The following is a 16,488-nucleotide window of genomic DNA, read 5'->3' as shown; positions in this document are numbered from 1 at the left end:
TGCTAAAATTAGCCCTATATTTAGAGCTTAATTTTAATGGAGAATGAATCATGCAACCGATATTTGCGACACAGACAGCGAGTATTTCAGAGTTAAAGACTAACCCGTCGGCACTGATTAAACAGTCAGACGGCGAGTCCATTGCTATTTTAAACCACAATAAACCAGTGGCTTACTTAGTCTCAACAGACGTTTTTGAGCGCATGATGGAAGCGATGGACGACATGGCATTAAGCCAAACCGTTAGTGCACGATTGAATGATGGGCAGATACCGATAAAGGTAACTTTGGATGACTTATAATCTTGAGTTTCATCCTTTGGCATTAAAAGAGTGGAAAAAGATAGCGCCAAATATTCAGCAGCAGTTTAAGAAAAAGTTACAGCAGCGATTGTCAAATCCTCATGTGCCTGCGTCAAAACTATCGGGACGTACCGATACTTATAAAATCAAACTACGCACCGTAGGCTATCGTCTGGTATATACCGTAAAAGATGATGTGGTGGTGGTTTATGTATTAGCAGTCGGCAAAAGAGAAAACAACAAAGTATATGATGCGCTTGCGACACGCCACCCCTAATTAAAACACAGACAGAATAAAAATAACGGAGGTCATAGAGTGCAATATACCGCAATCATCAAAGACGGTGGTTTGTTTATCCCTAACGTATTTTCAGACCTAAACGATGGTGACTCGCATATCGTACAAGTGGAAGTCGACATCGCAGACGTCCGTGAGCAATTAGGCGAAGGCACAGCAGCAAAACCAGAAGCATTAAAGAAAGTCACCACAAAAGTATTGAAAAAACCAATAAAGAGAACGACTAAAAAAGACGTACAGAAAGAAATGCATCAACTATCAGATGATGATGGCTTGAGTGCGCTGCGTAAGAGTGCGATCGATGAATTGGAAGGTTTGGACGATAGTGAGCTAAGTGAGATATTTAAAGCGTATATGAATGATGGACAGACGCCAGAACAGATATCTTTAGAGCACTTGTAATACAATCCCATCCAATCAAACCAAATCTAGTCAAAACCCTATAACTTAATAACCATATCAATGATAAAGGCAGTCTCATGACTTATTCGATTTTTTCCCAAACGCCAAACAATGCGCTAACAGAGCCGATGTTTTTTGGTAATCCGGTCAACGTGGCGCGTTACGACCAACAAAAGCACCCTATCTTTGAGCAATTGATTGAAAAGCAACTGTCGTTCTTTTGGCGTCCAGAAGAAGTCGATGTATCACGTGATCGTATGGACTATGGCAATTTGTCCTCACACGAACAGCATATTTTTATCAGTAACCTAAAGTATCAAACGCTACTCGACTCTATCCAAGGTCGCAGCCCAAACGTCGTACTACTGCCATTGGTATCGATTCCTGAGCTTGAGACGTGGATTGAGACGTGGACGTTTTCTGAGACCATTCACTCGCGCAGCTATACCCATATCATTCGCAATATTATCAATGACCCTGCTATCGTCTTTGATGACATCATGCAAAACGATCATATCCTAGAGCGCGCCGCAGACATCGCCAAGTACTACGATGACTTATATTATAACTCATCGCTATATAACCTATACGGTGCAGGCACGCACACGATCAATGGTAAGCAAATTACTGTCGATTTAAAATCGCTGAAAAAGCAGCTTTACTTGTGCTTGATGGCAGTCAACGTCTTAGAAGCCATTCGCTTTTATGTGTCATTCGCTTGCTCATTTGCCTTTGCTGAGCGTAAGCTAATGGAAGGTAATGCCAAGATTATTAAATTGATTGCTCGTGATGAGGCGCTACATTTAACGGGCACTCAGCATATTCTTAACCTCATGCGCATCGGTCGTGATGATCCTGAGATGGTCGACATTGCCAAAGAGTGCTATGAAGAAAGCATCGAGATATTCCGTAAAGCGGCTGAGCAAGAAAAAGAATGGGCAGGCTATCTATTCAAAGACGGCTCAATGATTGGTCTCAATAAAGACATTCTTTGCCAATATATTGAATACATCACCAATTTACGTATGGAAGCGGTTGGCTTGCCAGTCGCATTCCCGAATTCTAAATCAAACCCAATCCCGTGGATTAACACATGGTTGTCATCTGACAACGTACAAGTTGCCCCGCAAGAGACGGAAATCAGCTCATACTTGGTTGGTCAAATTGATTCAGATTTATCAGACAGTGATTTTGATGATTTTGAACTTTAGAGCTTATGTGTTCATTTAAAAAATAGTTTTTGAAAGATTATTGTTTAGAAAGTACAGAATGATAGGGAAACAAACAGGATAAGACTATGACTTGGGTAATGACGAGTAAAAAGCAATTTTACTTGCATGATGACGAAAGCTTGCTTGATGGATTGCTACGCACCGGACATGATATCAATTATCAATGTAAGGAAGGCTATTGTGGCAGTTGCCGCATCAAGCGTATCGCCAGCTCACACGTCATTGACTATCCGTTTGCGCCCCTTGCCATGATTGATGAAGACGAGATCCTACCCTGCTGTTGTCGTGTGCAGGGGGTGATTTACATTAATCACGAGCCTACTATAGAGTAATATTAACCAAAATAGTGCTAAAAAAGTCGAAACAAAAAGCGCGTTATCTTCAAGATAACGCGCTTTTTTACTGTCTATAAATTGTTCAAGCCATTTTGATTAAGCTTATTTTGCTTAAGTTTTAGGTGATGAAGAGTGACCTTATAAGGGTGCACCATCTCTTTCAAACAGCTGCAACAGCTCTTCACGCATACGGTCACGCTCGGCTTCTGACATCATCGGTACGTCTTGTCTCTCACCTTGTAGATTTGGATCTTCTATACCACCAACATTTTCATCAAGAATCACAACCGGACGTTCCATCGGCTCTTGTGCTGGACGCTCTTCTAACAGTATTTTGACTTGCGCATTTTTACCACGGCGTAATATTTGCGCATTCAGCGTGGTATTCGGTGCTTTACGAGCGACATACTGAATCAAGGTATTGGCATCCGTCATCTCAACGCCGTCAATCGTCAAAATAATATCGCCGATACGCAGACCACTCTTAGCAGCAGGACTCTTAGGAACGACATTAAGCACTTCTACCCCAGTCGAGGTTTCAAGCTGCGTTGGGTCACGTAGCTGTGACTGTATCTCAATCCCCAACCAACCACGGCTCACCTTACCATCTTTGATAATGGCGTTCATCACTTGCTCAACGATAGCGGTAGGAATAGCAAAACCGATACCCATAGAGCCGCCAGAGCGTGAGTAAATGGCCGTATTAATACCAATTAATTCACCAAAAGCGTCAACGAGTGCGCCGCCCGAATTACCTGGGTTAATCGCTGCATCGGTCTGAATAAAGTCTTCAAACTTGTTGACCCCAAGCCCAGTACGTCCTGTCGCCGAGATAATCCCTTGCGTTACCGTTTGACCGACACCGAAAGGATTACCAATCGCTAATGCGACATCGCCAACTCGGATAGGTTCTTTACGGAAACCAAGTGGTGCCAAACCGGTCATATCTACTTTAATCACTGCCAAATCACTGTCTGGATCTGTACCAACGATTCTAGCGCGGCTCTTACGACCATCATTAAAGGCGACCGTAATTTCATCAGCTTTTTCGATCACATGGGCATTGGTCACGATATAGCCATCTTCTGAGACAATCACCCCAGAGCCTAAATTGGTATTGCCCTGCTCTTCTGACGGTGCACCATGGAACTCAAAAAAGCGGCGCAACACAGGATCATTCATATAAGGATGCTCTGCCATCGTTTGCGTGGTGTAGATATTCACGACTGATTGTGAGGCGCGAGCAACCGCATTATGATAAGAAGAAATCGCTGCGGGTGTATCAGAAACAGGTGCTGACGCTTGCTGCTCAGCAGGTGTGGTTCTGGGCGGCTCCCATGCTTGCTCTGATGCCGTCTTCATACTCGCAAACAACCAAATAAATGCGGCAATCACGACTAGCAATAAAACCCAAGGTAACCATTTTAATACAGACGCCTTGCTGCTGGTGTTCCGAGATGACGACATATAAAACCTCTATAAATTTGATACAAACAGACGAAGATAAATAAGGTAAGAAGCATGGTGTATATTAGGATGCATTGAGCGGCATTTATCAAACGTTCACAGCCCACTAGATGGTTGTTTTTTTGCACTATCTATACGGCAAGCTTACATGTATAAATTATAACCGCCAATACTACCCAGTTGTAACGTATCGTGTACCATTTCAGTGAGTAGGATTGTCTATCCTACTGTAGCTACATGTTAAAATACTCATTATCAAAAGCCACATGTTAGCCATAAATGCTTGCCCCACTGAATCAATTATAAGGGAATACCATGACCACACACAATATCTCAAGCGAGCCCTCAAACACCGCCATTACCGTTCAAGCGCTGACCACATTCTGTGATGACTATTTATTAGCAGATGCTTTTAAAGATTATGCCCCTAATGGTTTACAAGTAGATGGGGGTCGACCTATCAAACGAATCATCACTGGTGTGACGGCTTGTGAGGCGTTGATTGATGCGGCGATTGCTGACAATGCAGACGCCATTATGGTGCATCATGGTTATTTTTGGAAAGGCGAACCTGCCCCCATCACTGGTATGAAAGGTCAGCGTATCCGTAAACTTATGCAGCATGGTATCTCTTTGATTGGTTATCATCTGCCGCTCGATGCCCATCCTGTCATTGGTAATAATGCCAAGTTGGCTGACGCATTAAACATGACCGTTATCGGCGCTTTATACCCTAGTGAGTCGCATCCAGTGGGTAATATCGCCACTTGTACCCCGCAGAATGCTCAAAGCCTCATTGCTCACATTACTCAGACACTAGGACGATTGCCATTGCATATCTCTGCCAATTATAGCGCACCGAATAGTACAAGCGCTCATATCGATAATAACAGAATTATCGAACACGTGGGCATTTGTACGGGCGGCGCACAGGATATGATCGAGCAAGCTGCATTGATGGGCTGTGACGCCTTTATCTCTGGCGAAATATCAGAACGTACCACCCATATTGCCCGTGAGCTGGGCATTGATTATTTCGCTTGTGGACATCACGCGACAGAACGCGGCGGTATTCAAGCACTCGGTCACATAGTTTCTCAAGCATTTAGTATACCCGTGACCTTTGTAGATATTGATAATCCTGCTTAAACTGTGTCCTCAACTCTACTCATAGCTATCTAAATTTAGAATAATTTTCGGAAAACAAGGCTAATAACAATCAGTATTGTCGTCCAGTATGCACAATTTTTGCTGCTGCAATTTTCAATAGTGTATCAATAACAATGGCCTTTTTAACCGTCTATAGCCCAATTGTTAAGTTTTATCGCTAATTTCTTAACCACACTTGAATAATCCAAGGAATATCCGCATATTAATATCCGAAGAAAGAATGTCTTGTCATGAGGCTTCCCATTTATTACAGCTTCCGGTTATGGTACTTAAATGAGTATAACCGCCTAAAATCTTACTATGTTGTATAGCTATTGAGGTCATATAGATAGCGAGGTTTTGGACGGTTTACTAATAGACACACTGTGCGTGATATATTTTCAGCAGCATGGTATGTCTTGATTTAAGTGTCGCGATACTGGGTTAGCAACCGCTGATTGGTAGTAAATTTTCTATCATTTTTTTATTAGTAATGAAAATAGCGACTTGCTTACCCTTATTGCTGGACAAAAAATTAATCACTGTTGACTCTATTACAAATGATTTAAAGAGGACATGGTCATTAATATCAGCATAGAAAAGCTGAGTGCATAAGCACCCCGCTCATTTTATGTTTTGTCTCAATAACTTAGTTCATGACCTTACCTATGTTTAATATATAGTTGTTTTATTCTTAGCCCTATCTATGCATCGATGAAGGAATCATCCGATTTATATCCTTCGCGGTGTTGTGCGTTCATCATTTTGTATTGATACTTTATATCGATGTTTTATATTGATATTTTGAGAGATTTTTTAGCCCTCTTACCTGATACACTGAATACGCCAGTAGATAACCAGCTAATTAAAAACTGCACCGCTACATCTGATAAAAATTCATTAGCGGCACTATTATTAAACAAGATGACGACGCACTTATCTTATTAAGAAGTGCGTGGTTGTCTAAAATGCAACATCGATGTATGACTACTTTATAAGCATACATTCATAAGCGTTTTACGGTAAGCAGGATGGCTAAAATCAGGAGACATCCATGCAGCGTATTACTTATCGTGTGAAAGTATCTGCGCAAGGGGCTAGACGCCGTATTTCTTATTTACTGCGTCCATCTAAACGCCTACCGAACACTAAAAGTAACATCGTTTCATCCGTTACCCCGACGACATCGAGTCGTTTTTCTAGAACCAAAAAGCTTGCGCAAGTTTCTAGTATCGCCCTTCTCTCTTTACCTGCTGAGAGTCTGACGACGATGCGTGCGCCAGTGCCAGCCTATGATAACGTTATGCTAGAAAGCACGTTAACTATCGCTGCCGTCCCCGGTGACAGCACTTATTTTGCGACTGACGGTTTTCAACATGGCTTTGGTTTTGATTTGGTGCGTACTTATGCTGACGAGCTTGGCGTTGATATCGACCTAAAAGCGTATGCCAATGAAGAAACTGCCCTAAAGGCGCTGAGATCGGGCGAGGTAGACATGGCATTAACAACGGCCAGTACACAGTTAAAGAGCAAGTTTAACTTATCGTCTATCAACATCAGTTGCGGCTATGACGCCAGCTTAACAAAGAATGGTTTACATCCAAAAGTCAGTTGGACGTTCAATTCATCCAATGACCCATTATCACAAAAAGCCAGTTACTTTTTATGTGACAGCATTAAGCTGAAAAACACACAAAAACTTGCTGCCTTTTACAATCAAAACTTGCTAAAAGACGCCTATAGCCAAGATCATTTCCAAAAAACGTTGACCGAAAAACTGCCTGATTATCAATCGTCTTTTGAAGAGCAAGCACGCAATTATAATCATGATTGGGAATTATTGGTGGCCATGGGTTATCAAGAATCACACCTTGATGCCAATGCCGTATCGCCAACGGGTGTGCGTGGTCTCATGATGTTGACCAATAATACAGCCAAAGCAATGGGCGTCTCAGATCGCGTCGATCCCTACCAAAGTATCGGCGGCGGCGCGCGTTATTTAGAGCAAATGAAAGCTGACTTTGCTGATGTGCCAAAGACAGATCGTATTTGGTTTGCGCTTGCCGGCTACAACATGGGACCAAATGCAGTAAAGAGTATTCAGCGTAAACTGCGAGATCAAGGTATTGATGATAAAAGCTGGGCGAACGTTTATGCGTACTTAGCTGATAATAAAGCTGCCAATAGTCGTTATGGTCAAGCAATGCATTATGTTAGCAATATTAGAAGTTATCTTGAGACTATCAAAACTCAAACTGTCTAGTTGATAAATATTTTGAGAATTGAATTTTATAGATAAAAAAAGCTGCTCTTATAAAGAGCAGCTTTTTTATGCAGAATGATCTGTCTTAATCGTATTTACTTGGCTATTATTTCACTAAGCAACTTACTCTTAACGATTAGGTACGGTCAGGCGCTGACCGCGCTGTAGCATCGTATCCGCCGCGATATTATTCATCTCAGCCAATTCTTGCGTAGAGACGCCATATTTACGTGCTAAGCCAATCAAACTGTCTCCTGACCCAACGGTGTAGCTCACTGTGAGCTTTGGTACTTTAAGCGTTTGCCCACGCTGTAATTGGGCATTGGTCGCGAGATCGTTGGTCGCAGCCAAGTCGTCTATCGAAACACCAAATTGACGTGCCAAAGCAATCAAACCATCACCAGATTTAACTTTATAGCTCTCGGTGTTGCCCAATTTTTTGCCACTGCTCGCTGTGCTAGTCGCGGCAGTGCTACTAGCCGAACTACTGCTTTGGTTATTGCTACTAGAGGTCGCTACAACGCTGCCACTGGCAGGAATCGTAATCGTACGACCGAGTATCAAATTAGAGTTGGTTTTCAGGTTGTTCGCTGTTGCCAAGTCACTAAGACCAATATTATAACGTTGCGCCACGCCTGTTAACGTATCGCCTGATTTTACTTTATAACTGACAGTTTTATCATTTAGCTGACGATCAACCAATCCTTTAGACACGGGTACTTTGATGGTTTGACCACGTTGTAAGCGTGCTTTTGCATCAAAGTTGCTATTCACCGCCGCAAGCTCAGCTGGACTGATACCCACGCTATTGGCAATGCCGATCAAAGTATCGCCAGATTTTACTTTGTAATTGGTGGTTGCCACCGAACTTGAGCTACTGTTACGGCTACTAGAGCTTGAGATGTTTGCTGCATCGAAATCAACACTTGCAGGTACTTTTAGCGTTTGACCAACATATAGTGAGCTTGTAGTGCTCATATTATTGAGGCTGGCAAGTGTATCAGTTGAAACATTGAACTGACGTGCGAGAGCAATCAAGCCATCGCCCGCTTTTACCTTATAGTTCTTAGTAGCGGTGCTTGATTTACTTGGCTTGGTCGAGGGAGCGGCAGGTGTAGTCACTGGCGCAGTCACCTTACCTGGTATCAGCCATAGCTTTTGACCACGTAGTAAATCCGCTCTACTACTCAAATTATTGTAGGTTGCCAACTGAGTCACCGATAGACCAAAGCGGTTAGCAGTACCAATCAGCGTATCGCCACTCTGTACTACATAGCTCTCTGGTTGACTTGCCGCGGTATTGTTAGCTGTGCTCAACGGTTCGATGGTTTTTGCATTGTATAAGTATAAGGTACTGCCTGATAGCAGCTTAGAGCTGGCATCTATTTGATTCCATTCAGCGATATCGCGCCAACTGACACCCGCACGACTGGCAATATTAGATAAGGTATCGCCACGCTTGACAGTATAAGTGGTACGTGCACCTTGGGGTTTTGGCTTGCTTACTGATGTTTTTGCAAAGCTAAGCTTTTTCTCTTCGCCACTGGCTTCTAGAATAGACTGCTGTGTCTGTACGGCGGATAAATTAATATTACCATCAGCATTGATCACATTGGTTTCAGGCGTGTTACTGCGAATTTGATTGGCAATAAAATCACGCTCTTCTTTGCTCAGTGGTGGTTCTTGGACAATCGTATTATTCTGTGTAATTTGAGCAGAGGTGGTCGGTAGACTGTTACTGCTTTTTAGCTCAGCATTGATCTTGTTGGTTTCTGCCGTACTCAATGGTGGCTCAGTACGCACCGAGGCATTATTACTGTAGACAGAGCTGCTAGTCGGTGTGGCTGACGGTGATATATAACTGGTCGTTTGCTGCGGCACACTAGCGCTTGCAGCATAATCAGCCAAGGCGCTACCTGTAGATGGTAATGAAGAGCCAGTATAGGGTTTGTTATTATAGCTTGGCGTCGTGGTCGTGCTACTTGGTGTGCTTGTATTACTCGATGCCAGTATATTGCCCGTACCATTGCCTCTCAATGAGCTCAATTTAACATCGGTATTAAGACTCACATCATTAGGAATAATAATACGCTGGGGACCAGAAGAATCAACACGCCCTGATGTTAAGGCCGTATTTAACCTTTCTAATTCGTCGTAACTCACGCCTGTCATTTGCGCAACTTCAGCCAAGCTCACGCCATAATTCACTGGCACACTACGGAAATGCTGACGGTTGGCGATGGCTGGCAAGTAGACACCATATTGCTCAGGCTTGGCAACAATTTCCGCTACCGCCAAGAAACGCGGCACGTAATTCATCGTTTCAGTAGGCAATCTCAGAGACCAATAATCTGTCGGTAAACCCTGAGCTCTATTAGCATCAATGGCCTTTTGCACGCGACCAGGACCCGCATTATAAGCAGCCAATGCTAACTCCCAACTGCCAAACTGGTTATGTAGTGCGGTCAAAAAGTCATAAGCGGCGCGAGTTGATTCGATGACATCACGGCGACCATCATAGGTACTGCTTTGATTCAAACCATAAATACGACCCGTGCTTGGAATGAACTGCCATAAGCCTGCTGCTGCCGCACTACTGGTACCGCTTGGATCGTAAGAGCTCTCAATAACAGGTAACAAAGCCAGCTCTGTCGGGATATTACGACGCTCAGCTTCTCGTACGGTGTGATAGATATAGCGACTAGCACGTGCAGTCAAACGGTTTAAATAGTCTTGTCGACTGGTAAACCAGCTTTTTTGCCCTTCGATACGCTGATTATAAGTCGGCTGACCGCCATTCATACGATAGCCAGCACGTAAGCGACTCCATAAATCACCATACTGCTGAATAGCAAGTTTGTTGCCTTCCACCATAGTCATGTCAGTGGCTTCGAGTAAATCGGCTAACTCATCCAAGCTATCTGCATCTAAATATGCCGTTGAATAGTCCGTACTGCTGCTTGCTGCAGGCGCTTTAGTAGCTGGGCGTTTAGTAATAACAGATGAGCTATTGGTCGCACCCTTTTTTACCGCTGACGTATTGCTACAAGCACTGATAAGTAAAGTTGATACCGCAAGCGTCAATGGCAACGCAATAAATGAGCGAGATTTTGATAGCACAGTAGACATGATATTGGAAGTTTCCTAACGACAGAAAGTGATAAGATAAAGTTGCTTGCTAGTATAGTATGCAATGTGAAGCAAAGACCAGTCTAATATAAAAAGATAATCATCATAAGTTGAGTCAATTTTTAGACCTCTCACGAAATGCAATCAACCATTTAGTTGTTCAACCCTGTGAATTTGTATGGCTATTTATGATGGAATGCTTAGCTTTCGAAGAGCCTGATTAATGCACTATTGTCTTTGATTATCCACTGATAAAGACGTTTCTTAATCAATGCTTATCCATTAATACCTAATTGTTGATAATGTCTAATTGCTGACTAGCCAGTACTGAGTTATTAGTCGAGTAACGATTAATTAATCGTTACTTGTGATACGGCACGTAGCAGCACCGCATTACCAGTCGATAACGTCAGCGTCACTCTTGAGGTAGTGACAAATGAGACATTTTTACCATCTTTTACCCAGCTCTCATTGGTCGTGACATTGGCTTTGGCCTGATCGCCCGTAATAACGATGTTATCCACAGAAATATCATAACGGTAATTAGAGGTGTTATTCCAACTATTTTGCAACAACTTTAAATAAGCATCTTTATCTAAACTGGTAGACTTACCTTTTCTAGATAATGAAATCAGTGCATCGTCAGAGACAAGACGCGCGACCTGATTGACATTTTGGCTATTCGCTGATGACTTCATTGCTGCTATATAGTTCTGCACCAAAGCTTCGGTCATGGCTGCCGCTTGTGCACTGATACTCACAGTACTTACAACGGTCACTACCGCCGCCACGCTGGCACTTTTTAGCAATAATGCCAAAAGCCCTTTTCCCCATAATCGTTTCATCATAATCCTTAGCAATGCTGTTATCGTTGTTGCCATCTTTTGATGACTAACGTTTTTTATTGATTAAATATAGTAGTCGTTTATTACTCATTAACATCATGATAAATGAAGCGAGCACTGGCTAGCGTGTGCCCTCTTCATTCTACTTGTGAAAAATATCTGTTTAATCATCACCTACTTATTAATGATGACAGCGTACTTTTACCATAGAGTGAGACTATCATTCAATTCTCACAGCTATGTGACACCCTGTGTAATTATTGCGAATACTAAAATACCAACCATATGGCACAATTATTTCTGGAAATATGAGTCACTGCCCATCGTTATCATAAATACTAGATATATTAACTGAACCACTTACGCAGTACACAGCTCAGTTTTCGCTCTAATTTTAGGTCGCTTTCTGTCAATCCAATCTCAATTTAATAAGCCAAATGGAAGCTTACTTAGCGTCCGTACTATTATCTTCGTATTGTTGTTCATCATCACTAAGCTTCATGCCCAATCGCTCTACTCGTCTGTCCATCATTTGTCGAGCCAGTGCTTGCATGTCTTCGACGCGGTCTATTTCATCCACAATCTCAAGTCCCAATAGCGTCTCAAACACATCTTCTAAAGTAACCAAACCTTTGACTTCACCATACTCACCGACTGTAATCGCAATATGTATACGGTTTTTTAGCATCAGCTCTAACAAATCAAACAGTTTCATTTTTGAAAAAACAAAAGTAATGTCACGTTTAAACTGAGTCAACGGCTTGTGCATCGCATGGTTTACTTTTGCTAATAACATGTCTGTTTTTAATACAAAACCTGTGATGTTATCCAAGTCACCATCATAAATTGGCAGTCGTGAAAACGTCAATTTTGGGCGATCAACCAATAATTCAGCGACTGTTTTGTTTTCTTCAAACGCCAACATCACCGAACGCGGGGTCATGATATCTTCGACTTTGATCGCACCAAATGCTAGTAAATTGCGAATAATGCGCGATTCTAATGGGTCAATCTGTCCTGACTCTTCACCGATACTGGCAAGTGCCGCAAATTCACGACGACTGAATGCTTGGGGTTCTTTGCCACGTACTAGCAATTTGGTTAACTTTTCTGAGATCCAAATAAGTGGATACAACAGCAGGATAATGCCTCGCACGAAGTAAGCGACCATACCGCTTAGTTGACGCCAGTATAGTGTCCCAAGCGTTTTTGGAATAATTTCAGATAAAAACAAAATCGCCAAGGTCATAATGGCAGAAAACAGTCCAAACCAAGCACTACCAAACACAATCGTGGCTTGGGCACCAGCACCGATAGAACCTAATGTATGAGCCACTGTATTCAAAGTCAAAATAGCCGCCAATGACTGATCGATATTATCAACCTTTAAGCGTCTTAGCATATTTGCTTTTTTCGGATTGCTTTCTTGAACATCAGCGATATAAGACGGCGTCATGCTCAGTAATGCAGACTCAGCCAATGAACAGACAAACGAGATACCGATAGCGACAACCACAAAAAGTATGAGTAATAGCACACTGATCGCGGTCGGCTCTGCTAAAGCATCAGCGGCAAAAGCTGGATATGGCAATAGCAGCATCGCCGTCAGTGCTGATAATCCAGCAATTGAATTGGTACGACTAAGACGCTTTGAATAGCGTGATGTCGGAGGAGGTTTAGCAGACGCTTCTTTACAAGCGCGCGGACGACACAAACGAGGTACAAACATAAAAGTGGTAAACAAGTTAGGTAACCTAAACAGAAAAAAGTAAAAGGGATAATAATATAATGAGCAAACGATACTAAATCATTAAAAACAAACATGATTAATTAGCTATTAGTTATCTGCTAAAACGATGGTAACTCGCTGCTCAAAACTGATTTAGCAGCAGATAATAGGATATATTATATACTAATAAACTGTGCGCTAAATGCAGGGAATTATTGCCATTTGATAGTAGCATTGATGATGTCATTTCACAATAAGACGCTATTGTTAAGTCTTTGTTTTTTGGTATCCTTGATCATACCTTTTGCTACGCTACTACTACCTAGCATCCATTCGCTGCTTGAATTTTGTTATACTCTCAGCGCTTTGGCGTCACTTATATGAGGTGGCAAAAATATTGCCGCAAAAAGTAATGACCGCTAGCATGCCATTACCTTAAGAAAAACATACTCAGCCTATGATTAACAGTTACCAAGTCTGGGATTTTTTGTTACTATGCGTTTAATTTTATTATTATCTATGACTTACTGAGAGAAATTATGTTGTTATTTATCCAAGCTGCCCATGCTGCACCAGAAGCTGCTGGTGCGATGTCACTATTTAGTCAAATACTATTGCCTGTTGCTTTTTTTGCGATTTTTTACTTCTTAGTCATTCGTCCACAGTCTAAGCGTACCAAAGAACATCGTGCCATGGTCAATGCATTGACTGTCGGTAGCGAAATCATTTTTGCTGGTGGTTTGATGGGTCGTATCAAAGCCATTGAAGGTGACTATGCAGTGGTCAGCCTAAACAATAATACTGATGTCAAAGTACAACGTGCTTCTGTTATTTCAGTGTTACCTGCTGGCACAATCGAAAGCGTTTAATGATTGATTGAAATATTAGTCGCGTTTTATTAATGATTACTAGGGCGTGTCCTCATTTTAAAAATAGGGGTAAAAATGAAATAAATTGCCGTCAAACAAGGAAAGTAGCGCAAATAATATCGAGATATTAATAAGCTATTTGACGATGTTTGGCAAAATTTAGCCATTTTTAGCCCATTTAGAGGATAATCGATTGAATTGAGGACACGCCCTAATCTTTCGTTAATAAATATAGTGATTAATACAGTGCCTAAGAATGACCGTACCTTATTTACGGTCATTTTTCGCTATAGAGCAATGATGTAAAAACAGTCTCATAGAGTATAGACAATTTATGTTTATGCTTTTGACCATGCTGTCTTTATTGATTTTATCAGTGATATTTTGCTGACTATATATTTTTGATGACTATATAAAGATACGTCTGTATTATTTGCTCTACTGTTTTACTATCATCGCGGATGATCGCAATGGTGCATGATGACGACTGCTAGATACAGCACTCAACCATTGCTATCGCTAACTTCCCATCTGCTAACTTGTGGCCTACGTCGCCAGTCGTTTATCAACCTAAAGAAGTGATTATGCAATATCCCGCTTGGAAATACTTACTTATTGCCGTCGTGCTAATCATTGCCGGTCTATATGCTGCTCCTAACCTCTATCCTGATGAACCTGCCGTGCAGATTACAAGCGCCGCTGCAGGTACACAGCTGTCTGAAGGTATCTTGACTGAGTCTCAAAGCTTGCTTGAAGAGGCTGGCATCAATAACCATGATGGAACCTTTGAGGGCAACAGTGCACTGGTACGTCTTGACAATCCAGTCGATCAGCTCAAAGCTCAGGAAGTACTGCGTCAAAACTTGGGCGAAGACTATGTCGTCGCGCTTAACTTGGCGCAAACGACGCCGCAGTGGCTACGTGATATCGGGGCAAAACCGATGAAACTCGGCCTTGATTTGCGTGGCGGTGTGCGTTTTGTACTAGAAGTCGATATGGACAAGGCGCTTGAACAGCGTTTGACCAGTGCCAGTCGTGACATGCGTCGCGAGCTACGTGCTGAGCGAATTGCGATCAAAGGCATTAAGACAGAAGATCGAAGTGTGGTATTACATTTCGCTGATACAGATGCTCGTAACCGTGCACAGAATGTTCTGCAAGGCTCAATGGGCAATACCTTTAGCTTGCAATCCTCTATTGATGAGCAAGGTCCTGCACTGATTTTAGCGTACAACGATGCAACGCTTGATGAAATCAATAGCTATGCGGTCAATCAAAACTTGACCACCCTTCGCAATCGTATTGCTGAGCTTGGTGTGACTGAAGCTTTAGTACAGTCTCAAGGTGCTAGCCGTATCGTCGTCGAGCTTCCTGGCGTACAAGATACTGCTGAGGCAAAACGTGTCTTAGGGCGCACTGCAAACCTTGAGTTCCGTATGGTTGCTGAAGACAGCGAAAACTATACGGGCGGCATCCCTCCAGCGGGTACCGAAGCTTTCCCGTTTGAGACGCTTGATGGTCCGCCGGTACTGCTTGAACGTCAAGCGATTGTCACGGGTGATAAAGTCACTAATGCTCAAACTGGTGTGGATGAAAGCGGCTCTCCTGAAGTCAGCATTACTTTAGATAGTGCTGGTGGTAAGCTCATGCAAAATGCCACTCGTACCGCCGTTGGCAAACAGATGGCTGTATTGTTCATCGAAAACAAGCAAAGAATCACTTACGAAGAAGATCCAGAAACTGGCGAAACTGTCGAAGTTAGAACGCCTTATGCTGAGACCAAAGTCATTAACCGTGCCAATATTCAAGCGGTCCTTGGCTCATCCTTCCGTATTACTGGTCTAGATAGTAGCGCTGAAGCTGCCGAGCTTGCACTACTACTACGCTCAGGCGCACTTGCCGCACCGATGTACTTTGTAGAAGAACGCACCATTGGTCCATCATTAGGTCAAGACAATATTGATAAAGGTCTATTCTCTACGCAAGTCGGTTATCTATTAGTGTTTGCGTTTATGATTATATTCTATCGTCTATTTGGTGTGATTGCCAACGTGGCGCTGGCCGTGAACGTTATTATCATCATTGCTATTATGTCAATCTTAGGCTCATCACTTACCTTGCCTGGTATTGCTGGTATCGTTTTGACCATCGGTATGGCCGTCGATGCCAACGTACTGATCTTTGAGCGAATACGTGAAGAGCTAGCAAACGGGGTACGGCCCAAATCCGCCATCGTGGCAGGTTTTGATCGAGCCTTTAGTAGTATTTTCGATGCCAACATCACCACCCTATTGATTGCTTTTATTCTATTTGCAATTGGCACGGGTCCGATTAAAGGCTTTGCGGTTACATTGGCTATTGGTATTGTCAGTTCACTGTTTACCGCTATTATGGTGACACGTGCGCTGGTACAGATTGCTTATGGTAAGCGTAAATCTATCAAACGTTTGAGCATCGGTTAGGAGAAC

General features: G+C 42.6%; 13 protein-coding genes. 9 read left to right on the top strand and 4 right to left on the bottom strand.

Annotated elements, in window-relative coordinates; genetic code table 11:
- Positions 1-50 precede the first annotated feature (50 nt).
- The 5 genes from JMX95_RS01035 (at position 51) to yfaE (ending at position 2,566) form a co-directional block, all read left to right on the top strand.
- Complete coding sequence (locus JMX95_RS01035) at positions 51-302, top strand: type II toxin-antitoxin system Phd/YefM family antitoxin (RefSeq protein ID WP_109591377.1); 252 nt, start codon at positions 51-53, stop codon at positions 300-302.
- Complete coding sequence (locus tag JMX95_RS01030; RefSeq protein ID WP_201559800.1) at positions 292-579, top strand: type II toxin-antitoxin system RelE family toxin; 288 nt, start codon at positions 292-294, stop codon at positions 577-579. The genes JMX95_RS01035 and JMX95_RS01030 overlap by 11 nt, the downstream gene beginning before the upstream one ends.
- Positions 580-618: 39 nt before the next feature.
- Positions 619-1,002 (top strand): hypothetical protein, encoded by a 384-nt coding sequence (locus tag JMX95_RS01025; protein WP_087815623.1) that lies wholly within the window; start codon positions 619-621, stop codon positions 1,000-1,002.
- Between the two features lie 77 nt (positions 1,003-1,079).
- Complete coding sequence (gene nrdB, locus JMX95_RS01020) at positions 1,080-2,213, top strand: class Ia ribonucleoside-diphosphate reductase subunit beta (RefSeq protein WP_045446160.1); 1,134 nt, start codon at positions 1,080-1,082, stop codon at positions 2,211-2,213.
- 86 nt (positions 2,214-2,299) lie between these two features.
- Entirely contained in the window at positions 2,300-2,566 is a 267-nt protein-coding gene (gene yfaE, locus JMX95_RS01015; protein WP_045446158.1) for a class I ribonucleotide reductase maintenance protein YfaE, read from the top strand.
- 141 nt (positions 2,567-2,707) lie between these two features.
- Here yfaE and JMX95_RS01010 read toward each other — a convergent pair whose 3' ends face one another.
- Positions 2,708-4,036, bottom strand: a complete 1,329-nt coding sequence (locus JMX95_RS01010; protein WP_087815625.1) for a S1C family serine protease — start codon at positions 4,034-4,036, stop codon at positions 2,708-2,710.
- Positions 4,037-4,351: 315 nt separating this feature from the next.
- On the opposite strand from JMX95_RS01010, the gene JMX95_RS01005 reads away from it, so the two are divergent.
- A complete protein-coding gene (locus tag JMX95_RS01005; protein ID WP_087815627.1) occupies positions 4,352-5,185 on the top strand; it encodes a Nif3-like dinuclear metal center hexameric protein in 834 nt (277 codons plus the stop codon).
- A gap of 1,054 nt (positions 5,186-6,239) precedes the next feature.
- Positions 6,240-7,448: a transglycosylase SLT domain-containing protein gene (locus tag JMX95_RS01000; RefSeq protein ID WP_201501400.1), complete on the top strand. Its 1,209-nt coding sequence runs from the start codon at positions 6,240-6,242 to the stop codon at positions 7,446-7,448.
- A gap of 129 nt (positions 7,449-7,577) precedes the next feature.
- Here JMX95_RS01000 and JMX95_RS00995 read toward each other — a convergent pair whose 3' ends face one another.
- The 3 genes from JMX95_RS00995 to JMX95_RS00985 all read right to left on the bottom strand — a co-directional run bounded on the left by JMX95_RS00995 (position 7,578) and on the right by JMX95_RS00985 (position 13,151).
- Complete coding sequence (locus JMX95_RS00995; protein WP_201559799.1) at positions 7,578-10,577, bottom strand: LysM peptidoglycan-binding domain-containing protein; 3,000 nt, start codon at positions 10,575-10,577, stop codon at positions 7,578-7,580.
- Between the two features lie 350 nt (positions 10,578-10,927).
- The gene (locus JMX95_RS00990) at positions 10,928-11,422 is read right to left on the bottom strand and encodes a nuclear transport factor 2 family protein (protein ID WP_060490899.1); all 495 of its coding nucleotides are present in this window, start codon (positions 11,420-11,422) and stop codon (positions 10,928-10,930) included.
- 445 nt (positions 11,423-11,867) lie between these two features.
- A complete protein-coding gene (locus JMX95_RS00985) occupies positions 11,868-13,151 on the bottom strand; it encodes a CNNM domain-containing protein (protein ID WP_087815657.1) in 1,284 nt (427 codons plus the stop codon).
- Positions 13,152-13,690: 539 nt separating this feature from the next.
- Here JMX95_RS00985 and yajC point away from each other — a divergent pair.
- Together yajC and secD are read left to right on the top strand one after the other, a co-directional pair.
- The gene (yajC, locus tag JMX95_RS00980; RefSeq protein WP_045446152.1) at positions 13,691-14,020 is read left to right on the top strand and encodes a preprotein translocase subunit YajC; all 330 of its coding nucleotides are present in this window, start codon (positions 13,691-13,693) and stop codon (positions 14,018-14,020) included.
- Positions 14,021-14,604: 584 nt separating this feature from the next.
- Positions 14,605-16,482: a protein translocase subunit SecD gene (gene secD, locus JMX95_RS00975; protein ID WP_055124186.1), complete on the top strand. Its 1,878-nt coding sequence runs from the start codon at positions 14,605-14,607 to the stop codon at positions 16,480-16,482.
- Positions 16,483-16,488: the final 6 nt, after the last annotated feature.

This window comes from Psychrobacter sp. NC44 (genome assembly GCF_904846655.1).
Taxonomy (GTDB): Bacteria; Pseudomonadota; Gammaproteobacteria; order Pseudomonadales; family Moraxellaceae; genus Psychrobacter.
Note: the sequence above shows the minus strand (reverse complement) of the source record. Positions and strands in the feature narration are given on the sequence as shown.